This is a genomic window from Rhizobium etli 8C-3, assembly GCF_001908375.1.
Taxonomy (GTDB): Bacteria; Pseudomonadota; Alphaproteobacteria; order Rhizobiales; family Rhizobiaceae; genus Rhizobium; species Rhizobium etli_B.
Window position 1 is genome coordinate 2,360,649 of the sequence record NZ_CP017241.1, and the last position, 21,020, is coordinate 2,381,668.

General features: G+C 55.4%; 20 protein-coding genes. 6 read left to right on the top strand and 14 right to left on the bottom strand.

Going from position 1 to position 21,020, the window contains the following annotated elements:
• Positions 1–564: 564 nt before the first annotated feature.
• The 3 genes from AM571_RS11990 to AM571_RS12000 form a co-directional block, all read right to left on the bottom strand.
• Positions 565–1,986 (bottom strand): hypothetical protein, encoded by a 1,422-nt coding sequence (locus AM571_RS11990; RefSeq protein WP_155774436.1) that lies wholly within the window; start codon positions 1,984–1,986, stop codon positions 565–567.
• 388 nt (positions 1,987–2,374) lie between these two features.
• The gene (locus AM571_RS11995) at positions 2,375–3,430 is read right to left on the bottom strand and encodes an ATP-binding protein (protein WP_196776274.1); all 1,056 of its coding nucleotides are present in this window, start codon (positions 3,428–3,430) and stop codon (positions 2,375–2,377) included.
• A gap of 17 nt (positions 3,431–3,447) precedes the next feature.
• Positions 3,448–5,727, bottom strand: a complete 2,280-nt coding sequence (locus tag AM571_RS12000) for an integrase catalytic domain-containing protein (protein ID WP_074061595.1) — start codon at positions 5,725–5,727, stop codon at positions 3,448–3,450.
• 276 nt (positions 5,728–6,003) lie between these two features.
• Between AM571_RS12000 and AM571_RS36210 the strand changes: the two genes are divergently transcribed.
• A complete protein-coding gene (locus AM571_RS36210; RefSeq protein WP_155774437.1) occupies positions 6,004–6,498 on the top strand; it encodes a hypothetical protein in 495 nt (164 codons plus the stop codon).
• Between the two features lie 590 nt (positions 6,499–7,088).
• Positions 7,089–7,601 (top strand): hypothetical protein, encoded by a 513-nt coding sequence (locus tag AM571_RS12010; protein ID WP_155774438.1) that lies wholly within the window; start codon positions 7,089–7,091, stop codon positions 7,599–7,601.
• A gap of 492 nt (positions 7,602–8,093) precedes the next feature.
• On the opposite strand, the gene AM571_RS12015 is transcribed toward AM571_RS12010, so the two are convergent.
• Positions 8,094–9,023 carry a HEPN domain-containing protein gene (locus AM571_RS12015; RefSeq protein ID WP_074061598.1) on the bottom strand — a complete coding sequence of 310 codons (930 nt, stop codon included), beginning with the start codon at positions 9,021–9,023 and terminating at the stop codon, positions 8,094–8,096.
• A gap of 267 nt (positions 9,024–9,290) precedes the next feature.
• Between AM571_RS12015 and AM571_RS36215 the strand changes: the two genes are divergently transcribed.
• Both AM571_RS36215 and AM571_RS12025 read left to right on the top strand, forming a co-directional pair.
• Positions 9,291–9,695, top strand: coding sequence for a hypothetical protein (locus AM571_RS36215; protein WP_074061599.1), 405 nt, complete (start codon positions 9,291–9,293; stop codon positions 9,693–9,695).
• Between the two features lie 89 nt (positions 9,696–9,784).
• Positions 9,785–10,159 (top strand): abortive infection family protein, encoded by a 375-nt coding sequence (locus AM571_RS12025; RefSeq protein WP_237358480.1) that lies wholly within the window; start codon positions 9,785–9,787, stop codon positions 10,157–10,159.
• A 57-nt stretch (positions 10,160–10,216) separates the two neighbouring features.
• On the opposite strand, the gene AM571_RS12030 is transcribed toward AM571_RS12025, so the two are convergent.
• Positions 10,217–10,489: a hypothetical protein gene (locus AM571_RS12030; protein ID WP_074061600.1), complete on the bottom strand. Its 273-nt coding sequence runs from the start codon at positions 10,487–10,489 to the stop codon at positions 10,217–10,219.
• A 155-nt stretch (positions 10,490–10,644) separates the two neighbouring features.
• On the opposite strand from AM571_RS12030, the gene AM571_RS12035 reads away from it, so the two are divergent.
• On the top strand, positions 10,645–11,394 hold the full coding sequence (locus AM571_RS12035) for a sce7726 family protein (protein WP_196776276.1): 750 nt from the start codon (positions 10,645–10,647) through the stop codon (positions 11,392–11,394).
• Here AM571_RS12035 and AM571_RS12040 read toward each other — a convergent pair.
• Positions 11,369–12,532, bottom strand: coding sequence for a beta family protein (locus tag AM571_RS12040; protein ID WP_074061602.1), 1,164 nt, complete (start codon positions 12,530–12,532; stop codon positions 11,369–11,371). The two genes, AM571_RS12035 and AM571_RS12040, sit on opposite strands and share 26 nt — an antisense overlap.
• A 219-nt stretch (positions 12,533–12,751) precedes the next feature.
• Here AM571_RS12040 and AM571_RS12045 point away from each other — a divergent pair, with 219 nt between their 5' ends.
• Positions 12,752–13,585, top strand: a complete 834-nt coding sequence (locus tag AM571_RS12045) for a hypothetical protein (RefSeq protein WP_155774440.1) — start codon at positions 12,752–12,754, stop codon at positions 13,583–13,585.
• Here AM571_RS12045 and AM571_RS12050 read toward each other — a convergent pair.
• The 8 genes from AM571_RS12050 to AM571_RS12090 all read right to left on the bottom strand — a co-directional run bounded on the left by AM571_RS12050 (position 13,543) and on the right by AM571_RS12090 (position 20,965).
• Positions 13,543–13,947 (bottom strand): hypothetical protein, encoded by a 405-nt coding sequence (locus AM571_RS12050; RefSeq protein ID WP_081377068.1) that lies wholly within the window; start codon positions 13,945–13,947, stop codon positions 13,543–13,545. The genes AM571_RS12045 and AM571_RS12050 overlap by 43 nt on opposite strands.
• A 66-nt stretch (positions 13,948–14,013) precedes the next feature.
• Positions 14,014–14,595 carry a hypothetical protein gene (locus tag AM571_RS12055; protein ID WP_081377069.1) on the bottom strand — a complete coding sequence of 194 codons (582 nt, stop codon included), beginning with the start codon at positions 14,593–14,595 and terminating at the stop codon, positions 14,014–14,016.
• A 156-nt stretch (positions 14,596–14,751) separates the two neighbouring features.
• A complete protein-coding gene (locus tag AM571_RS38345; protein WP_081377070.1) occupies positions 14,752–15,510 on the bottom strand; it encodes an SH3 domain-containing protein in 759 nt (252 codons plus the stop codon).
• A gap of 20 nt (positions 15,511–15,530) precedes the next feature.
• Entirely contained in the window at positions 15,531–16,550 is a 1,020-nt protein-coding gene (locus tag AM571_RS12070; protein ID WP_074061605.1) for an OmpA family protein, read from the bottom strand.
• Positions 16,547–17,896 (bottom strand): hypothetical protein, encoded by a 1,350-nt coding sequence (locus AM571_RS12075; protein WP_074061606.1) that lies wholly within the window; start codon positions 17,894–17,896, stop codon positions 16,547–16,549. The genes AM571_RS12070 and AM571_RS12075 overlap by 4 nt, the downstream gene beginning before the upstream one ends.
• Positions 17,896–18,717, bottom strand: a complete 822-nt coding sequence (locus AM571_RS12080) for a hypothetical protein (RefSeq protein WP_074061607.1) — start codon at positions 18,715–18,717, stop codon at positions 17,896–17,898. Before AM571_RS12080 ends, AM571_RS12075 begins: the two co-directional genes overlap by 1 nt.
• Entirely contained in the window at positions 18,701–20,149 is a 1,449-nt protein-coding gene (locus AM571_RS12085) for a hypothetical protein (protein ID WP_074063209.1), read from the bottom strand. Before AM571_RS12085 ends, AM571_RS12080 begins: the two co-directional genes overlap by 17 nt.
• A 36-nt stretch (positions 20,150–20,185) precedes the next feature.
• A complete protein-coding gene (locus AM571_RS12090) occupies positions 20,186–20,965 on the bottom strand; it encodes a thermonuclease family protein (protein ID WP_081377072.1) in 780 nt (259 codons plus the stop codon).
• Positions 20,966–21,020 lie beyond the last annotated feature (55 nt).

The window sequence follows — 21,020 nt, forward strand, 5'->3', positions numbered from 1 at the left end:
CGTAGAACTCTTCGTGGGTCAGCATGCTGGTTCCCTCCTTTGATGGCGCTGAATAGCAACGAGAGCCATCGTCATTGCGCAAACGCTAATGGATGGCTTTCAGTCATTATACAGTTCTTACGCAGAGTTGCTCTCAACGGTCGAGCAGAAAGAGTGGCGGGGTTTGAGGACGCCCACCGTGCTTCGTTGACCGTCTGCTTTTACTGGTTCGGCTGCATATCCCCGAGAACCTTGTGGAGTGTATTGCAAGTCTCCATCTGATAGAGGTTTTTATTGCATTACCGACGATCGCCTCAAACAACTTTTCACAATTAAATCAGTTCGATATGGTCTGATAGCTATTTCGCTTTGATTGAATCCGTTTCGCTGTGGCTGAATCTGCTTCGCTATAGGCCAGTGTTTGCTTCGCTCTAATGTGAGTTCATCAACAATGAGGAACTCACTTTAGAGCGATTCACCCAAGCGCGTGATCTATCACAATATGCTGCCTCTATGGCGATTCTATTCCGTCGCCACCCTTAGCTGTAAAGGCGATCGGCCGGCTGGGACCAGTGCAAACACTCATCACACACACCTCTTAATGATCGATCGGAAAGCGTTGCTTACGTCCGAGCGTCGCCAGATGGCACGCTTGTTCGCGTCATCGAATACTGGGTTGATGCCAGCATCAAGAAGGTGTTCCCGGAGTTGCGTTTTGGAAACGATATGCCCCTCTAATTGAAGCCTGATCCGAGCCGAAAGGCCGCTCTCGTAACATGATGCAAACTGTCCGAGTATTGCCCTCGTATACGGTGGCTTCAAGATTTCCATCTTCTTTATATGCGTTATCTGACCTGGCCACAGTCGAAGATAGACAGGCGCTTCCCTGGCCAGAATTGGTAGCGAATAGGCTTCGTCGAGGGACGCCTCAGCGAGAGCGAGAACACGCTGGAGGGCGTCCAAGTCTCGAATATGAATAGTCTCCAAAACAGACCTCCGCGTCTCGCGCGAAACCCAATATTCGATATCGCCGTCAAGCAACGCCCTGACGACATTGGCCCACGGATCGCCGCCTCGCGTATATAGCGCTGTCACCGCCTGAGGCAGGCGGACAGATTCCGCAGGAGGCAGGCCACCGCATCGCTGTCGTACGATCCGAGCGAGGAACGAAGCAGCAACTTCGGGAAATGTTAGGAGACCATCCAGCTGGCAAAGCTCGGCAGGGAAGATTCTATTGTCCGTCATGTCGAGCAATGAGGGGACGGCGATACCGAACGACCTGCAAAAGCCCGTGACGTCGTGATTTGCGCGGAACAGCGCCAGCAGCATCTCTAGCGGAGTGCTTTCACTAGCAACCTCTCGGAAGCGTCTCAGTGCAAGGTATTCATCGACATTAAGGGTCGTCGGCTTGTAGCCTGCGGTGAAAGCTTGACTACCGATTACCCTGACCCGGGTCCCGCGTTCGATAGCGCGCATCTTCTCCCGGAGACGGTTCGGGACCCGAACATAGTAGAATAAGTACTTCAAAGGATGGTTTAAGAGGTTCCTTTCGCCGCCTGGATCGTGCGCAACGAGGTCGGAGAATGTCTCGGGCCAGCCCTCGATGACCTCCGCGGCACTCGCTAATACCGGTGCGGTGACTTCCCAGGTCTGTTTCGTGTCTACCCTGCAGGCAATCGATCGAGCCACTGCACAAATAAAATCGAACATTGTTCCGTCGTCGATATCCTCGAAATCAGCATGCAAGCTCGTCCTGACCTTCCGGCGTTTTTCCTCTTTCGTCGGATCGATCAGGCTTGTCGCAAGGTCCAGATGTCTCCAATAGCGCTCGTCGACGAGCTGCTGCGGATATTGGCGAAGGTCAACGGCGATGAGCTCCCCGTTTTCGGAGATTTTGCAACAGTTGTCACAACACCAAACGTCTCCCATAAACCTCATCCCGAACCTCTTATCGCAGACGGGGCACTTCTCCAGAAGAAACTCTTTGGTCTCTGGATCGAACTCCAACGCCCGCACCTGCCAAAGCGCACGCAAGTGAGGCGACTTCCGAAGAGCGAGCGGCGACACTCGACGATATCGAGTTAGAGCCCCGCATCGGAGCGATGTCTCGAAAAACGGAAGGCATCTCCGACCGGTTGATGGTCGGCTCCACGATAGCGCCTGTAGCTCGCCAAGCCCTCCCTCGTCCCCAACGAGGGACGCGAGGGCCTCGGCGGTGATGCCTAGCCCGCTGAGTGTACCCGGTGCCATTGGAATGCCTTGGTTCTCGACTCCAAGTAACTCAAGCGATTTCCGCAGATGAAAGCCATTTTCGCAACCCGCGCGAAGCAAAAACCCTTCAAGCGACTCTCCTGCCCGCGGGCGCGTTGCCCTTGGGTATCGTCCTTTCGCGATATTAATTGTCATTGGCGACGTCCTTCGCATATTCTTCGGGAGATGGAATGAAGGTCGGCCCCGTTCTGAAGGGGTTGTAAGAACACAGTTTGATTTCTTGCGAATAGTCCTCTACGGCGGTTGCGAGATGTTCTCGGGTGAGCTGCGCATGGCCACTCTCAGCCATATTTTCCAGCGCATTCCGGACGATGATTGCAACAACGCCCAGACGTCCTTTCGAAGCGATGTTCAAACAGAGCGGGACATCCCCTTCGACGAGTATTCTTGGCCTTTCCGGCAAAATGCGATGCTCCACAATTTTCAAGCTGAGCCGGCCGCAAAAGTCCTCGAAGTCCTTTCGACCTTTTCGGTCGCCATAATGCAAAGGTCTAAAATCTATCGGCTTGTGAGAACGGGTAGCTATCTGGTGTTCGAAAACGACTTTCTCGGCATGTTGCGTGCCGACGAAGACTATGGGCCATCGTTTTACCCAGCCCTTGAAGGTGTTCTGGACTTCGGTCGCGTCGTCTGTTCTCGACACCGGACCGGTGTTGGCGGGCGTCTTCAGGTGCTGGATTTCGTCGATGAAAATGATCTGGTAACCACGTTCAGAGAGAGCCTTTTCCACACGGTACCGCCTTTGCCTATAGGTTCCGCTGTAAGGTTCCGGATCACCTAGCGCTACCAGGAAATCCGACATGAGACTGCTCATCGTCGTGCCGCCTGTCAGCTCCACATGCAGCGCGATGGTCTGCAATTTGGCCAACTCGCGTCTCGGAAGCTTTGCGGTCTTTTCTAGCCAGGCTTTTTCGTCGGCTGTCTTAGCCGTTAGCGCTTTCGCGGCCAGCCATTCATCGACGAGGAATTTGTCAATGTACCATTCGACGGTGGTTGTTTTTCCCGACTGCGATCCGGCGAACATCTTGACCGCGGTCTGCCCTGCGTACGGGGCCGCAATCATGCGCTGACGCAACTTCTTGAATACAGCGACAGCAGCCTCCTGTTGCGGGTGCTTGATCCGCATCTCGCTAAACTCGGCATAAATCTCATCCGGGCTCATCATTCTATGGGGTAGCAAGACTGCCTCCATCTTTCTCAATCGAGATCGTCAGCGAGCGCATCCAGAAAGCTGTCTGGGCTCTCAATGATGGGCAACATCCACTGACTGGAGCTTTGAAGGTCTGGTATCGAGGGTGGTGGGACGGCCGGCGGCGCGGCTAGGTTGCGCAGTTTCTTCACCTGTTTGTTTATTTCACGCGTCTCCCGAGCCTTCTGCGCGCCGCGAGGCTGATCTTTGTGAAGAATTTGTGGGGCCTTCCGAACCATCGCAGGCATTTCCTGCGGGACATCGTAAGAAGCGGTACCCTGAACGGTGGGCTCGATGCTGCCGATCTCAATGTGGTCGCCTTCAACGAGGTTCCAGATAACAAGCTCGTCTTGGCGAGCTGCTTTTTTGGCCGCCCTTTTTGCTTGACGGATCGCCCTCTCGGCGCGATCCATGGCCCGCGCGTTGTCGATGAGTTTGTAATACTCATATTTCGCGAGGATAAGCTCTTCTTCATCAACGAAATGCTTATCCAGTCGGCGATCGCTGGCTTTGATCAAGTCAGCCTCTGCGTAACTCAGGCCTTCGGCAAACCTGGGCTTCGAGTTTGGCAATCTGACGAAACGCTTCCTTACGTGGTCGACAATCACGATGTGCGAACAATCCCATTTGTAGATGATGGCCTCAACCTTGACCTTGCCGCGGCCGGAGCGCCCCTCCTTTGGCACTGTTGCAATCAGAAAATCTTCCGTTACGTCCGGATGATGAAAAACGTGGTTCTCATAGACCACGCCGTTCCTGTCGATCCGCAGTCGCGCGCGGGTGCCGCAGATAATGTCCACGAGATCGAGCCGTTTGGAGACAGACCGACCTACCATAGGATCATTGATCTTCGACCACATTCGAACCGGAACAGCTTCAAGCGTGCGATTGCGACTCAAGTGGTGGACGTTGACGATCCAGTGCCACATCACACCCTCGGCAAATCTGAGGGCCCAATCTGCTTTTTCCTCAGGCTTGAGCCGACGCGCCGCGAGCACGTGGGGCTTATAAGGTATTCCCCCGGGCGCTTTGTGCCAGATGCCTTTGTTGTATGTATTGAATCCGCTCTCGACGATGGCTTTCGCCTGCGGCGTCGCTTTTGGCGCAGCATCCATATCGATGCCAGCATCGCCTAAGAGGGCCCGCATTGAAACGCCGATATTCTCAACGCCGTTGTCGAACAGCATTTTTTTCGGTTGCCCGTATCCGTCGGTCGCCCCTTTCTTGACCCCAAAGCGCTCGATAAGAAAAAGCTTTGGCCGCAGCATTTGCTTGATCGCCAATTGCACGGTGAGCGTGGATGGCTTTTCGAAAGTCAGAATTGCGGCGAGAAGTATCCGAGAATAGACATCCACTATGGATACAAGATAGGGCCGCTTGCGGTCTTCGACGTTCCCGTCTTCATCATAGATCGGTATCCATTCATCTATCTGCGTCTGATCGACCTGCACGAGTTGTAGTGGGAATTCAGCGGTCGCACCGCTGGCTCTAGCTCCATACCGCTGCAGCGCCTTTATAGGGTCGCGACGGGCGAGGCGCTCCCGAGTTTCCTGGTCGCGGATATAGTTTTCGACTGCCGTACGTTTTGGATATTTGAGCCCTTCTTCGCCTCGTGCGCGCCGAGCCCTGTCCTCTTCGATAGCTTGCCCAAGGAAAAGGAATACCGCCTCCTGTAACTCAGGAGGCTTTGGATTGCCTTCTTGGTAAAAATGCTCGACAGCCTCGTCTAGCTTTGGCTTTACCCAAGGGTCCTTCCATACCCTTTTGCTGTGAGCTCCTTGCTTGCTGATTAGGTCGGCAAGATCACGTTCGTGCGGAACACTTCGCTTCAGAGCACGAGCCAATCCCGACGCTGATGGCCTCCGAAAATGGCCGGCTCGGCAAGCCGTGGAGTACGTTTTCTCAATGAACTCTTCGAGGCCGTCCGTGGACTTCGAAACTTTGCCGTTCTCGTCAAACTTTCGAGCGTAGTACCTGTACATCAGCGCTTCCGCGACCTTTTCCTGGGCGCTCTCGATCCTTTTCCTTGTCTCGAGTGGTGTGTCCGGAAGAGTCGCGTCCATCAACGCGTGTATATCGATGCGATCAACCCAGTTTGACGACAACTGCTGGACAGCAGCGTTTTCCTTGATCCATTTCCCGAACTGGGCCTCCTCGATCCGTTCCGGCATTCCGGTAGATTCATCAAGAAAGATGAGGGACCCGCCTGCGAGTTTTTTTACAAGGGTGTAGTCCCTTGTACGGTTATCGGTCGTGACGCGATAACAATCGCCTCTAGTGAATCCCATGGCTTGCACCTACGACGTTACGCGAACTTGCATTGTGTTATATCGCGGCAAGCGGACTACGGACTGCGGTGTCACATTGTCAGTTAGGTTGATTTCCACAATCCGACGAACGTGAAGCGCTCTCAGCTTACCCCAACCGACCGCGCCACCGCCGAGAGCCTCCACGACATCCGCTGCAATCTTCTCGCCTCCTTCCAGCACTCTCTGAGCAGACCAGACGTCAAGTTGGTTCACCGCCGTGTGTCTCCAGGAGACGACGCTGGAGGCAACGCGCAGGTGTCCCGGGAAAATGTCTTCGACCCGCTGGATGATGAGGAAAGATATTCCCAGCTTTCGGTAGATCGTCTCGGCCAATTCCAGCTTTTTCTTGTACCTCAGGTCATGCTGTCGGCTATCCCGGTCATCCTTGATTTCGATGATAAGCGTCTTCAGGTCGGCGTCGGGCTCGTCATTGGAAGGCGCAAGCGCTGCCGACGAAAATGGAACCCCATTCAAGAGGTCTGCCAAGAAGGACGGATGAACTTTCAGCTCGAGGTCAGGGAAGTACTTCAAGGGAGCGCGTTGCTCCCGAATGAAGATTTCCAGTCGATGAGGCTGCGCGAGCAGAGACACAACACGTGGGGAGGCCTCAGCGAGGACGAGCGCGGGCTGTTCCCCCTTTCGGGATTCCCAAGGCATCTGAGCGAAATCACCCTTCACCGATATGAAAAAGCCGGTGTATTTCGTCTGTCGGCCATTCACGATACGTCTTACCGGGCCGCCATCTTTTGACTTTAGCAGCCTGGCAATCGGACGACTGACGCCGAGAGCTTTTGCCACTTTCCGAACCGCAGCCGCGGCCCGTTTGGCCAAAGGTTTGAGAAAGCCGAATAGGCGAGCTTTTTCATTGGTCATTGCGATTGACATTGAATCCTACTCCTCTGCGCCTTAGGCGCGCCGATAGGTTCCCGTCCCCGACCGAGATCGCAGACAGAATTCGCAAAACTTTTAGACACACTGATGCAATGCGCTGGATGCGCCTGAGAGAACGTGCTAATGATTCGGATGTCTCCGATCATCAAGAGTGTTCGGGTCGGCACAAAGGGCGGCCGCATCGCTAGTGCGAGCCGCCCGCGCCCTTCAAAATCTCACACGCCTCCCACCTGCACCGCCCACGCGATAACCTCGCAGCGCAAAGGCTGCATTGTTTATCAAAACTCGGCAGTGCAAGGAGTAGTAACGTCTGTCAGCTAGTGCGACTTCGTGATAGTCATCAAGGCCCTCCTCATCAAGTGTTGATTGTGCGGGAGAGTCGCTAGCTCTTTACCGCGAGTCGGCAGGAAAGAGCCTATGCATCAAGACGGATTGAATCAACAGGGTCCATGAAGAAAATGGTTGATGGTCCAGCGAACTATAAAAGCGAATTTGAAACGAGCCCCGGGCTGTCCGAAGCGTACAGGCTCGTTGTACAGGAAGTTGATCAGCTTCGTGAGGCTCAGAAGGACATCCGCAAGAAGCTCGAGAAGGCCGAAGCAGCTCGGGACCTGCTGCGGCAACTTCTGTCAGCAAAGAGCTCGGTCTCGATAGAGCAGAGTCCGTCGGGTCAGACGGTGAGTTTGAAGAAGATAAAGCCGAAGCGTCACCGATCAGGTAGCCAAACCGCGGAGGTGATTTCTCGTGCGAAAGAAATTCTTCGAGCAGAGGAGCGCCCACTCGATCGAGGTGTATTGCTTGAGGCGATTGAAAGGACAGGCTTCAAAATCACAGCGAACAATCCCGCTAGGTTCATAGGGAGGACGCTCTGGGAGAGCCCCGAATTCATTCACATCCCGGGAGAGGGCTACTGGCTGAAGGGGATGGACCTGCCTAAGAAAAATGATGAGGTCCATAATTAGGTCCAGAACTGAGGTCTTCCAGTTCTTTTGACGGTGTGCGGTCCACCCAGAATGCATTCCCCCTAAAGCTGGACACCGCGCTGGGAACAGAAGAAAACAGCAACAGGTCTGATCTAAGCCCACTGGGAGGTTGCAGGTTCATTGATGTCTACGAATACTTTGAGGTCGGCCATTTAACGACGCGTGCTGTTTCGGGAAATGCAAGATACCAATGCTGCCCAGTGCGCCGCTAGTCCCTTCTCTCCTTTTTTAGCTGAGTAACGAGGTCTACCGACAGGTTCATCAACCTGGATCGCGCCTCCGCCCGATTAGTTCACATCTTCGCAATCAGATGCCGATTTCCGAATGAATCTTCGGCGTAAAACGGCCGCCGACTGGGCGGTTATAGTGGCAAGCCCGAGCATGGGTCAGGCCGTCGTTTCTATTTTTCTTATATCAAGAATATAAACTTGCGCCGGAAGCCTCGAAGGGGCATTGGCAGGAACGGTTGCGTCAACCTCTTTTCGGGGTGAAGCCTCCGATCCCAATCGAAAACTTCGCGCCTGCGTCCCGCAAAATGTTCACCAGTTCGAGCGATGCCTGATGCGCACGTAGCGCTTCATCACGACTGCAGGGCTCATCGCCATATCGGATTCCCGGTTTGCATTGGATTGCTGCCACCTGAGCGCACGCGTCGAAAGCAAGACCAGAATTCAAAAGGGTTTGGCAAAGCTCCGCCAGACCATGGGTAAACTTGAACTTGATACCGACAAGGTCGATAGCCGCTTTTAATACTTTCTCCGCAGCCTGAAGGGAGGCCCATTTGGACTCCCCGAAGCGTCCGCTTCGCGCCATCAAATTGCTGACCGCCATCTCGACATCACCGCGTGCGATCGAAATCAAACCGTGCTTGGTACTCTCCAGCGTAAATGCGGCCGGCAACGCTATTTTAAATGCTTTGTCGATCGCGACTAGCGCGGCATCCGATAGCCTCGCTGCTTTTGCGGCGGTCAATTCATCGACGAGTTGGGTAATATTGCAGGTGACGGGGCCCCGCCCCAAACCGGGATTTTCTAACCATTCGCGCGTGAGCACGAAATTCACCCGACCGAAGATTCGTGGAACCTGCAAGACGTACAGATCGCCATCAAGCAGGACTACGGTCTTCCCCGGGCAGGGATTTGTCTTGAGCCTTTCGCCGTAATTACCCTTATACCATTGGTCGATTGCCTCTCCGATCGCCACATTTTCCTGCAGTTCTGGCGGCAAACGTGCCCGAGGCGCGGCGATCGGAATGCTGATTCCGTATTTCATCGAAATCTCGCGGAGGGCCAGCATGGGTCGCGCTGGGATGTCTACTGCCTCATCTATCAGCTTGGAGTCAATCTCGGCCATCATTGCCTCGAATGCTGGCCCCTGTTCGGGTGGTCGTTCCTGTCCCATGAATACTCCGGTTGTGCCGCCGATAACGGGAATCTGAAGCTAGTTAGTGGATGACCGAGATACAAGAAACACGAGCAACTACGCTCGCCGAAATTGTGAAAAATCCGTGGGTCCTTCTAAAAAGTGCCGCTGTGAAAAGCAGAATATGGCATATGGATAGTCTCATTCGTTTCCCGATGGCCCGGCGTCTTTGATTGTACTGGTTTGCTGAGTTCCAGCGTCGATCTCGGACGACCTCGCCGCCAAACGAATCTTCTGGAGGACTACGTGATCAAGCAGCCCATCGAGTTCCACTTGCTAAGGCCATGGAATGGCGAACTCTTTCAAAGGGAACGGTGGGGTTTCATAAACTTCCTCGTCGGCCCCAATGGTAGCGGGAAGTCCAGATTTGCCAACCAGTTGAAAGAGGTCCTTCCCGGCGCTCGGCTTCTGGGGACCGACCGGCTTCAAGGCACCGGCATCAACGTCCTTAAGGACCTGTGGGGCGACAACACCGCAGGCGGATACCAAAAGGGAAACTTCAGCTACATCAAGCAGGCCGGTCTCAATTACGGATCGGGGCTTCGTCGAGGATGCCGAGGTTACAAGGAGGATCAAGCCCCCGCGACACGCCTTGGCAATTTCGAACGTCTTCTCGCAAAGAGCCTTTCCGATGCCCTGCCCTCTGGCTGAAGCGTCTAAGAATGTGGCGATGTCGGTCCAACCCTCGGGCAAGTCATGGTACCGCTCCAGCGCCTGGAAGCCGAGAAGCCGACGAACTGGTGGCATCGATCCGAAGGGACCTAGACGCCAAGAAACCGCACGCAACTCTCGACCGGCTTCACACATACTGCATGAAGCGGTTTGCCTCCCTCGTCCGGAAGCATGGCGGCGGAGAGTGCGGACATGACGATCCCCTGCATTCCAGGGTGGGCCGCTACGTCAAGCACTTTGGCGCGCAACGCAACCTCTTGCAGATGTTGGAGCGGATCATCAAGAGCTCGATTAGTGTCTTCGAAGCTATGAACGACATCCGCAATAACAAGTCCCTCGCGCACGACAATCCCGAACTGATCGATCACGATGAAGCTCGCTTCATCTTCGACAGCATCACTGCGATTCTTCGATCGGTAGATGGGCGGCGGTTCGAGGATTAGCCCTGTCGTAGGGCTAAGATACGCCAAGCAGCCTTCGTGCAGTGTTCAGAGGGCGGCTCACTTCTGTTGAATATTGAATTGCTCAGGAGAAACGTTGGCATCCCGCTTCTGCGCGTCATCGAAAGCTCCCCAAGCGGTATAAGCACCGTCCCAAATTTTGTCGTTGCACCACATGATGTCTCCTCCGACCGGAGATGCCAAAATTTTGCGCTTCCGAAGCTCATCTGCGATGCGCGTTGCTTCGGTGTCACCCACGAAGCTGAAGCGACCCCAACCACGTTCTTTCATGTCTTTTACGAAAGCCGCGAACTCATGTCCCTTAAAGTTCATCTGATGCTCCTTTTTGATTGCGGCGTTCCTAAGCTGCCACGGTTAACCACCACTTAATGGCAACAAAACCGAGAGTACCGACACGCATCCAACGGCGTGGCACTTTTGGCAGGTACCGTTCCGTTAATCGAACTCTGTCATCTTCGATACACTTCGTGATTTCCATATTCCCGAACCGTTTTCTAAGACCACGGATCGAGGAGCCGAAGTTTGAAATACGCGGTCAACTTGCAGACGATGCCGTGAAAACGGGAAAGAACATGAAGCAGCGCCTCCTAGTCACCACTGACGACGCCATGATGCGGCAGGCCGTGCGAACCCGGCTCGCCCTCGCGCATGCAGGTGAGGATGCTGTGATCGTCGATGAATTGAAAGTTTCCCGGGGAAGCTGCCGAATGGACGTCGCGGTTATCAATGGCCGCATTGAAGGTTACGAGATCAAGAGCGACAAGGACACCCTGGAAAGACTTTCGAGACAGGCTGAGATGTTCGGTCTCGTGGCTGATCGTATGACGCTCGTGGTCGGCCACAAACACCTGGAGAAGGCCCGCACGATGGTGCCAGGCTGGTGGTCTATCATGACCCCCTCATCGGTCGCTTCGGACAAACTGGACCTGGTAATCGCCAGGCGCGGTCGCTTAAACAGAAAGAGGGACAAGAGAGCGTTGATCGAAGCCCTCGAGCGAGATGAGTTGATTGCGATGCTTGAGGCGCACGGAATCGACAAGGGATACCGTACCGTAAGCTACCATCAATTAGCGGACCACGCGGCCGAGCGCCTCTCTCGCGACGAGATCGCCCTTTCCGTAAAGAAGATGCTCAAGGTCAGGGCACGTCTTGGTGCCGCTTTTGGCGACCGGGCCTTCGGGCGTAACGCGATTATCTGCTCAGAGCCATCTGCGTGATATGCTGATTGGCCCTCACTGAAAGCCAAGCAGTCGGCGTTGTGAACTTCTTGCCGTCTATGGTCAGGTCTCCCTCCGCGACGCGCTCGATGATCGACGTTCCCCAGCAGTCCGCCCTGCTTGCCCACTGATCGCTCTCCGTCGTGTCCTTGGCGGCGGCAACGTATTTTGTCTGGTCGCTATTATTTTCATAAAGACAGATATGCCAGGCATTCGAGGCGACGAGATCGACATGGGGAAACCATCCGTTCGCCGCGACGATGCTCGACGTGCGCGGCGGTATCGACATGTAGTCGCCATACCCGACGCTAAACGTCTTCGAAATCTCGCGATGAAGTCCCAGTTCTTCGATTTCCAGTCTGCGTGGCATGTCCTTCAACGAGGTTTTTGGGAAGCTGTTCGAGAGCAGCACGGTCTCGAGCCGATCGACATCGTCGCCTAGTCCCTCGTACAGGCGTGACAGGAAATCTGTCGAGGCTGCGGAGGCTGCGCGGAAGCGACCTCTGATGTCTTCAACGTCGACGATGACAAGAAGCGAACCCGCGCTTTCTCTGATGTAACGGACGGCCTGGAAGAACGCAGCCACCTGACCGGCGTCGCCTGGCTTGATACGAAATGCGCCGCGTGTGCCTTTCCGTTTGACTATTTCTAACTGGCTCGAAATCTGTTCCGAACTCGTCGCCCTGAGCACGGGAATGAGTTGTGGCAAGTCTGAAATCATATCGACCCACCTGACAGCGCCATGAGTGGGGTCTGTCAATTCTATTATATGCCGATTGAACGCTTCTGTCTTTTTCCGATTTTTCTCGTCATTGGCCAATTCCTTTTCCGACCGGGGCCGGCCCGCTTTCTGTCCTGCGGCTGCCCTCGTGATTTCCCTTCGACGTCGGCGCTCAGTTGCTTCTTCAACCGAAGTGGTTGGTTTCGGCTCTGGATCAAAATCCACGATCGCAGGACGGCTGCCCAGGTCTTCAAGTAAGACGGTGGCAGTCTCCAAAAGTGTCTCGCCTTTCGCGTATCGCGTTAGCGTGACGATCGGGACCATCGCGTCTTTCACATCGTCTGGGCATTTTGAGTAGGCGAATTCTTCGTGGACCCTGGTGCTCATCGCAGGGAAATATGGTCGTCCGTCGAACATTTCGAATTCCGATACGGGTGGCGAGAATCATGTTCTAATGCAACCACCGCACGACATCCGGCTTCTGACAGTAAATCAAGACTCCGGTTGTATTTCGCACCCTAAAAGTTCGCGTTGTCCCCGTAATCACTCAGATCGGCTTCCTGAAAGCTTGATGACCAGTTAGACAAGATGGCATGATCGGCCGTGCCGACCACGAGCCACCACAGTGATTCACAAATGGACGAATTGAAGATTCTGTTGGAAAGAAAGGTTCGGACCAGTGTTCGAGTGCATGGCATACTGGTTCCGGCCAATTCTCTGCAATCACGGCTTCACGTATTCTGCCAGAACCTTGTAAGATACACGGGTATCGAAGCCTTCCCAGTGCAGTTGAAGGGATCGGCAACGGGACTGAACTACCGAGGCAAGAAGTTCCTTGCCTGCACAGCTCATCAGTTACGGGATGTTCGCGAGGAAGAAATCGGCGTGCTATTCCTCGATGAAAACACCTACATCAGCTCAGCGGGATATACGCGCTTCAATGCGTCGGTGCAGCAAACCGAAAGTGATGCAGTCGATTTGTGCGTGTTCGACTTCACCGAGCAGACCGAGGCAAACACCTTACTCGGAAGGCGCTTCTTCACGTTGCGTAGCGATGACGTATTGCGCGATGAGGACGAAGTCCTTGGCTACCACGCTTATGGATGTCCGTTTGGTGATCAGACCTACGATGTCCTCGACAACAACCACGTCGGTACTGTGATCAGATCAATGACATGCGAACCCGAGAAGCATATCTTCGATCAGGCGGTCGGATCGTGTCGACTTCTCTCAAAGATGGACTTCGATCCGAACGGACTCTCCGGCGGGGCAGTGTTCGCGACCGTGTTGGAAGGCGAGGAAATCGTTCTAAAGTTCGCGGGCATAATCAATCGCGCCGGTGGCGGGATTATTCGCTTTATCAAGGCAAAGTCGGTCCAGCGCCTGCTTGATCTCTCGGTCGAAAGCCCCTCAAGGGTACGAGCCGATTATACCGATAGAGGCAGCTTGATAGTCGGAAACTTGGGCTGAATGAGCTTGATAAGACGATCGAATGGCTTTCGCGGTAGAAACCAGCCAAGAGGCTTGGCTCCGGAGAACAGTTCCCTGCTCCCGAGGTGAAGTTTGGTGCCGATGTATCGTGACGGCCCGCCAACGCAATGTGCATGCGGGCGAGAAGGAAACGGGTCAGCGTCAGTCTTGTGAACCTGCCAGACAAACCCGTCGACCTTGTAGTCTTTCTGGATTGATAGGCGGCCCTCGGCGTCTTGAAACGCGATCCCCTCCCCAAGATCGACAGAAACGAAACGATCGTTGTCTTCCAGAATGACCCCATCAGGCCATTCAGTGTCGTCGCTCGAGTCTAATATCCTGATGATCTTCAAACCAACCATGACTGTTTCCTGGATTGAAAACGCGAGCCTACACCGGCGTTAGAAATAAACGGAGGCCTCCAGTGCTCAATGTCGTCGTCGATCAAGCCTGAACTCCGCTGCCGGAACCTCAATACGCCACATATTTTCGGAGACGACCAGGAACTCATCTTCATTGTGATCGAGCCTGCAATAGACGTCGCTAAGACAAACCGTCGAGGCGTAAACTGCGACTTCGCCTGGCTGTCCATCCTCCAAATGCCATTCCTTATGCCATGTGGCGTAGTAGATTGCTTTGTCGAGCGAGGTTGTCCACGACATACCCCGGGTATGCACTGGGCCAGCGCATCCGCGAAATAGCGAAATCCTTTCGGTGGAAATCCCATTGCTGACTGGTACCGAACGCTCCTGCAGCTTAGTTCGGTCACAAGCGTCGAAGACTGCCTTTAGGTTATCAAAACCGATATGCTCGAAATGGGAAGTGTGGAGATAGGTAGACAGCCAATAGGATTCGAGCCGATCCACCTCCGCCAGCTTTGCGCAATTCCGAACGATGAAATCGGTGGATCGCTCCCTAAAGCGCCAGTGCAAATCGTCACCGACTTCAATGGCCTGCCGAAAACCCCTGGCCTCATCGGCCGATAGTCCAGTGAAATCCCAGTCCAACATGCTCGACAACCTATGATGTCTTTTCGAAGCTCGATAGCTTGGCGCTGTAGATGGTATGATCGGCGTGTAAACTCAGTGCCGGCTTTTTGCGTTCTGTGGCTCACCTCGTTCAAAATCTTCAGTTCCCTAGTTTGCGCAGCTCAGATTGCGCAGCGATTACCTGTTCAACTGCTGTCGAAACGATTGGATCATGCCTGGAGAAACATCGCCCGCGAAACAGACCGGTGCATACCCGCCTCCGCGACTATAGGCGCTCCGCTTGCCGCACCGTCGCCCACCACGGTCGGTGTTGTACGGGCAGGCGCAAGACCCAGGATACATGGAGATTGATTCGGCAATGATCCTTTGGATCACCATGGAATCGGAAATCTGAGGCACCGCTGGTATGACGGGGTCGGCACCCGCCCGCGTATCTGCATCATTTGACGCCCTTTGTTCACGCTGGTCAGGCTGCGGTGTACTCGGCCGCTCGTCGGAAAGCAACGCGGTCGAAATCCACCCTTCCCGCCTCGTCAGCCCATCGCGGACCTTCGACCAGTCGCCAGCGGTTTCCGTCACCACCAGCTCTCTGCCGCTGTCATATCTGTCAAGTATGCCGTACGCCTTTCCGGGTCCGCTGCGCAAGGCGACCCTCCGGCCCGTTACGAAGCGTGTAACGGCCGCAGCCGCGTGCGGCAGCCCCGGCGGCGCGACAGCCGTGACCGAAGGCGTGGGGGCGCTCGTCTCAGCGGTCTCCTCCGCAATAGTCTGCCTATTGTCAATGACGCCTTGGTTCGCCGCGGGAAGACGTTGCGGCTCGATGGAAGGGGCTTCAGATTTGTGAAAGAATGAGGCGATCAGCCCAATGCCGAGGATTAGGAAAACGACCGCCGGAGTTAGTTTGGTTTGCTTTCGCGAACGACGCTTACGCCGCATCTCCCGGTCCGATCACAGCGTTATTGCACCGCCGCCTCGCGCCGTCGGATTCTGATTTCGATGCGCCTGCGGGTTTCGACGTTGCCTGCTTGGCCAGCGGTGAGCGTGTCGCCAGGCAGGATAAGCTGCGCGGCCGACAGAGGCAGGACGGTGATCCCGGACAGCGACTTGTTCGCCCTAAGGATATTGGCGACCGAGATCGCACGGGCGAGCCCAAGCCCGGCATTGTCCGCCGGCTCGAGGGTCGTAATCGCTTTCCTGGACGACAGAACATCGATGGAATTCTTGTCGAGGTTGGAATTCAGCCGCGAGAGCGGCTGCTCATCTGTGTGGCCAATCACTTCGACGATGTCGGCACCGTAGCTCTCGAGGTTTTTCGCAATCTGGTCGGAAATCGATCCATTCAGCTGGTCTGTGAATGAGGTGGACAGCTCGGCGCTGCCGGAGCGGAAGAAATAGCCATTGGCTTCGGCCAGGCTAATGATCGGCGGCCACTCGTGCGGTTTTCCAGACGCGGTGAGCTTCGCAAGCTCCGCCTCTTGGGATTCCAACTCCTTGAGGGCGACTGTCAACCGGGACGCCAGATCGCGCTGCTGTTCGTTGAGTAGGTCGTTGTCCTTTTGTAAATCCGCCGCCCGCTGCTCTGCGGCTATGAGAGCCTCAACACGCTTGAGGATATCGGCGGCATCCTTCTGACCGAGGACCTCCTTGATGCGTTGATAAGTGTCCTTCTGCAGGACGAGTTCGCGCCAGTCTTCGTCGTACGCAGCTTGCTCCACCTCCGGCAATTTGCTGGCGAGGGCCGCGACTTCGGCCTTGAGTTCCTCAATCTGCTGATCCTGCTGATTGCTTGTTTCGGTGACAACTGACAGTTGCTTGATCGCGTCCTCGGCCCGCTGGCGTTCCTTCACGATGATCGCCGCGGTCACCAACAGTAGGCAGAAAACGACTAGAAGCAGGGATTCCGCCATCGTAAAACCGAGGATGAGCCCGCGATTGTAGCCCTTGGTCTCAATCTGGCCGGCGTTCTCCGGCGTCATCGCTGCCACCACGACTTGCGAGGCTTGTCATCCTCGGCCTCGGAAACCTGAGCGATGCCAGCATTGTCCACGACGGTGTCGTTGGCAGCCGAAGGCAACTCTCCGGAAGGGACATGAACCGACAATTGAGACAAGGTGCGTTCGATCCGCTCGCCACGGAGGCGGCTCTGTTCTTCGGCTGCCCTCGCCTCGCTATGACGTCCCGTCGATGCCTCTACGAATTCCGAAAGCTTTGCGGTGCTTGCCGCATGGGCATCGTTGGCGGCCTTGGATGCCGAAACGACTTCCTCTACAACGGATGTCAACTTGGCGACGTTCTCGGCCGACTTCGTCTGCGCAGCGGTGGCGGTGGTCACTTCGGCGGCAAGCTTTGTCAAATTTGATGCGGTCTCATTGAACGGGGCAATGCCCGCCAGAATCTTCTTGGCTGTCTCACGAGTGTCTGCCGCATTGTCGCTGATAGCCTTAGCGTGGGCATCCGCTACGGACTTCAAGGACTCCACGGCGGGCGACACGTCAATCCTCAAGACTTCATCCGGAGAACGGGCCGCGGCGTACTTCTGGATGACATTGTCGACTGCCTCAGAAAGCTGCTTCGACTTGTTGGTCATCATGGTCGCCAAGTCCTCCATTTGGCCGGACAGCCGAATAACGTTCCTGGCGTTCGTTTCCGAAAGATGGGCCACATTCTTGTGGCTCTCCGCTAAGGTGGTCAGCAGTTGCTTTGAGGTTGTCTGAATGGATTCCACCGCCTTCGCGGACATTGCCTCGATAGCTGCCCGCACCGCTTCGCCGTTCCTTTCAGCCTGGCGAGCGATTTCCTCGAAACCTTCGGATAGCATCTGGTTGCTGGTCCGGCGGTAGGACGAGAATTCCATTGCCGAGTTGTCGAGCTCGGCCCTCACCCGCCTGGTCATCTCGGCGAGCTCGTGCCTGACCGCCTTTTCGATATCGGCAGGATCGCGGCGCATCTGATTGAAGAAGATACGAAGCGCGATCCCAGTCACCGTGGAGATGATCGCGATACCGAAGTTGCGAACGACGTCCTCGATTGAGGCTTCGCCCGTGAACTTATACAGCGAGACGCCCAGGCTCGTCAGCGTGTAGATGAAGCCCATGTAATAGAGGTTGTCGCCGGCCTGCTCGCTGTGGACACGCAGGCCAGCAAGCATGTTCACTGTCATGTACAGGAACATCATCGCGACCGGGATTGCGGTGATGAGCGCAATGTCGAAACCCCAGACTTTACCCAACCAGATGACGGCGGAACCGATCATGGTCAAGAGGACGAAGAGTACGATCGGTCCTTGGTTGCGGACCAGGCTTCTCATCGATGAGGTACTCATTACATTGTTCCTGTCAAACGCTCGATCCCCGAGAAGTTGCCGTGGTTGGAGCCGATCCACGTCGCCCAGAATTCCGGCAGATTCCTCAAGGCAGCGGAGCTTTCCCTCTGGAAGAACAGCAGCTTGACATCCACACCATCCAACGGGGTTCTGAATTTGTTTCGGGCAACGCTGCGTTCAAATGCCTTGATGTCCGCGCCGGATTTGTACATCGAAAAAGCTGGCGTGAACTCAATCATGTCGGAGGCGATAATCAGCCGCTTTGGCTTTCCATCGAGCTTCGCATCGGTGAAGCTTTCGATCACGATACGCTGGATGCCAGCCATGATGGGCGACTGCTTCGATGAGGTGCCATCGCCCATCTGGTCCTCGATCCTTTTAAGAGGTTGGTTGAAAGCCTTGTCCCAACGCTGCTGAATTTTCTTAGGATTTGATGTCCACGGGTCTGCGCTCTCGCCGTCACCTGGATTACATCCATGAAACGTGCGCTCGGGTTTGCCCTCGACGTCGGTGAGGAGGTAGACCTCGATCAGGCCATGCTGCTCGACGTCGGACACGATACGCTGAAACTCTCGTTTGAGGTCGAGCTTGGTTATCTCGGAGATCGGGTCGGTGACATCGAGCAATACTGCCGTCGCCGACGTGGCACCGCTTTCCGGGCAAAGGTCTGCATCGAGCGTCGGTGCGGCCTTCGCCTTGTACCAGAGCATCGAGTAGCCGCCGACCGCGCCGGCAATGGCGATGGCGAGGGCGATGATGCCGATGATGGGGCCGACGGAGCTGCCTCCCCGGCGGCTTCTGCGCTTACGCCGGGCTGCCATTGATCGTCTCCGGATAGATGTGGTCGAGTTCGTGATAAGCGGTGACTGCGTCTTCAAATGCTTTGCTGATGCGCTTCATCTGGGCGGACAAGTCGGCTTGGGCGGTCTGGATGCGTTCACTAAGGTCTTTGTCGCTCCAATCATCGGACGTGTCGATGATGACCTTGCGGCGCTCCATCTTGTACTGCGCCTTGAAATGCTTGGGTTCCTCTTCCGTGCGTGCTGCCCGGTTCTCCTCACGATAGATCGCCAGAAGCTTCCGCCCTACGCTCTCCAGCTGTGTCTGGTGTTCGCCGAACAGCTTCGTCATGCGTGTCCGCGCGTCGATGATGGCCGCGCATTCCTTGCGTCGCTTCGACAGCCCCTGGATGATCCCGTCGATCTTTTCGTTGTGGTCGTCGCGGATGTCCTTGAGCCCCTCGACGCGATGCTCCCTTTCGGCCGCGTAATCATCGCGGGCGTTGACGTAACGCTGATAAGTCCCAGCATAGCCCGGATATGGATCGGTCATGAACAAGCCGTCGAGGAGCGCGGCGATCGAGAACAACAAGCCACCCGCGAACAGCACGAAAGAATCGATATCCGCGAGGCCAAGCGGGTCAGACACCAACCGCTGTCGAACGAGCGGGCCGATGTTGTCAACGGCGGTCGCGGAGATTTCACGGTAATGCGCCATCGCAAGGTTCAGTGCGATCGCAAGAGCGATCCACAGAAGCAAGCTGATAAAGCCTATGATCTTCAGTGTGAACGAACGCCGGTTGAGCTGGCGAATCCCGAAAAGCGCCAATAGGAACGTGCCGATGACGTTTACGAACGCGAAGCCAAAAGCATATCCGATACCGCCAACAAGACCACTGTCGTTACCCTTGGCGAGATAGATGCCGTTCACCGCCGTCTCGACGATCAGAAGCAGGGCAACGAATAGAACCTTGAGCCAGGTCTCAAGCGATCCCCGGACCCGAGCAATCCGCTTTTCCAACCCGTTCCGCTTCCTGAAGTCCTCAAGCTCCTCGTCGGTAGCCTTGAGGTCCTTCCGGCGAATGAACAGTTCGTCTCGGCCTTTGGTGACGTCAGCTTGAAAATCCTCGACACTCGAGTGGTTAGTCATCTCGATCTGGCTGAAGTGGCCGTCAAAATCGAGGTTCCGCAGCCTGGTGGCATACGTGTTGAGCTGGTCTTCGAGAATCTGGAAAGCGGCGTCGCGCTGGCTTTCGACGCGGTCCACGATTGCGCGCTCGACCTCATCAAGCTCACGGGCATTGCGCGCCGGGATGTTGGCCTTGCCGTTCTCGGCGGCCTTCCGCTCGATCTCCATCGATTTGCCAAGCTTTTCCGGGTCCAGCGGTGGAAACGGGTCCGTCGTAATGCGGAAGTCGTGACTAGACTCCCGGAGGCTGTCGTACAATCTGGTGAGTGACTCAAACTTGGCCATCGTCAAAACCTGCATGCATGCTTATAGGTGATGTCATCATTTGCCCCACTGGGGCGGCCGCCATCCGGCTGCGATGGCCTCGCCTTCGGTGCAGAACCATCGCTCGCCCTTGCGGGTGTCGATCTTTGTCTTCGCGTAGTCCTTCGACCACGGCGCGTGGTAGATTTTCTCTTGTTTGCTGTTGATGTTCCCCTTTATGGGGCAACTGCCCGCAGGCGCGACCGAGAGTGCATTATCCCATTTGTGGGATCGGAAATCCCACGGCGTCTGCGTGTCAGCCTGCCAGACGCCGACGTGGCCAGCATGGGCAATCTCTTCCTCTTTGACATAGTCGACGGAATACTTCCGAAAGGCCCACGCCAAACCGGAGGCAATCATTTCACCATTGATATCGACGCCGTCGGCGAGACAGCTCGCAACCCATCGGCCGTACATGTCTTTCTCGTGATGCGTGCACGTGACATTGTGGCCGAGGACAAGACTTTCCATCTTACGGACCGCCGCCTGGCCGCAAGACCATTCGCCACCGTCCGCCGACCTGCAAACCTGCCCCGCTTCGGGTGCGTCTATGCCATGAAGACGGTAACGAACGCCGTCCAGGTCGATCGTATCACCGTCAATTACGCGCACATTTGAAGCCGCAGAAACGCCCTCCACTGTCAGAAACAGCAGGAATGCGATCGCCAAAATTCTGGAAAACAAAACAGGTCCCTCTTCGCGGAATAGGTTTATTTTAGAGGGTACGATTTTGCAACCTGAAGTCCGCCAAAAATGAAGAAATGGTAAATGCGCCGAGACGCGAGATATGCCGAACATCTCGCAAAAATGCTGATGGGAGGGAGATGGACTTGTCCAAAGGCGAGATTTCGCA

Excerpts from the sequence above, each read along its gene's own strand:
- AM571_RS12000 (WP_074061595.1), bottom strand. The coding sequence starts at position 5,727 with ATGGGATTCACTAGAGGCGATTGTTATCGCGTCACGACCGATAACCGT.
- AM571_RS12010 (WP_155774438.1), top strand. The coding sequence starts at position 7,089 with ATGAAGAAAATGGTTGATGGTCCAGCGAACTATAAAAGCGAATTTGAA.
- AM571_RS12015 (WP_074061598.1), bottom strand. The coding sequence starts at position 9,023 with ATGGGACAGGAACGACCACCCGAACAGGGGCCAGCATTCGAGGCAATG.
- AM571_RS12030 (WP_074061600.1), bottom strand. The coding sequence starts at position 10,489 with ATGAACTTTAAGGGACATGAGTTCGCGGCTTTCGTAAAAGACATGAAA.
- AM571_RS12040 (WP_074061602.1), bottom strand. The coding sequence starts at position 12,532 with ATGTTCGACGGACGACCATATTTCCCTGCGATGAGCACCAGGGTCCAC.
- AM571_RS12045 (WP_155774440.1), top strand. The coding sequence starts at position 12,752 with ATGGACGAATTGAAGATTCTGTTGGAAAGAAAGGTTCGGACCAGTGTT.
- AM571_RS12050 (WP_081377068.1), bottom strand. The coding sequence starts at position 13,947 with ATGGTTGGTTTGAAGATCATCAGGATATTAGACTCGAGCGACGACACT.
- AM571_RS12055 (WP_081377069.1), bottom strand. The coding sequence starts at position 14,595 with ATGTTGGACTGGGATTTCACTGGACTATCGGCCGATGAGGCCAGGGGT.
- AM571_RS38345 (WP_081377070.1), bottom strand. The coding sequence starts at position 15,510 with ATGCGGCGTAAGCGTCGTTCGCGAAAGCAAACCAAACTAACTCCGGCG.
- AM571_RS12070 (WP_074061605.1), bottom strand. The coding sequence starts at position 16,550 with ATGACGCCGGAGAACGCCGGCCAGATTGAGACCAAGGGCTACAATCGC.
- AM571_RS12075 (WP_074061606.1), bottom strand. The coding sequence starts at position 17,896 with ATGAGTACCTCATCGATGAGAAGCCTGGTCCGCAACCAAGGACCGATC.
- AM571_RS12080 (WP_074061607.1), bottom strand. The coding sequence starts at position 18,717 with ATGGCAGCCCGGCGTAAGCGCAGAAGCCGCCGGGGAGGCAGCTCCGTC.
- AM571_RS12085 (WP_074063209.1), bottom strand. The coding sequence starts at position 20,149 with ATGGCCAAGTTTGAGTCACTCACCAGATTGTACGACAGCCTCCGGGAG.
- AM571_RS12090 (WP_081377072.1), bottom strand. The coding sequence starts at position 20,965 with ATGTTCGGCATATCTCGCGTCTCGGCGCATTTACCATTTCTTCATTTT.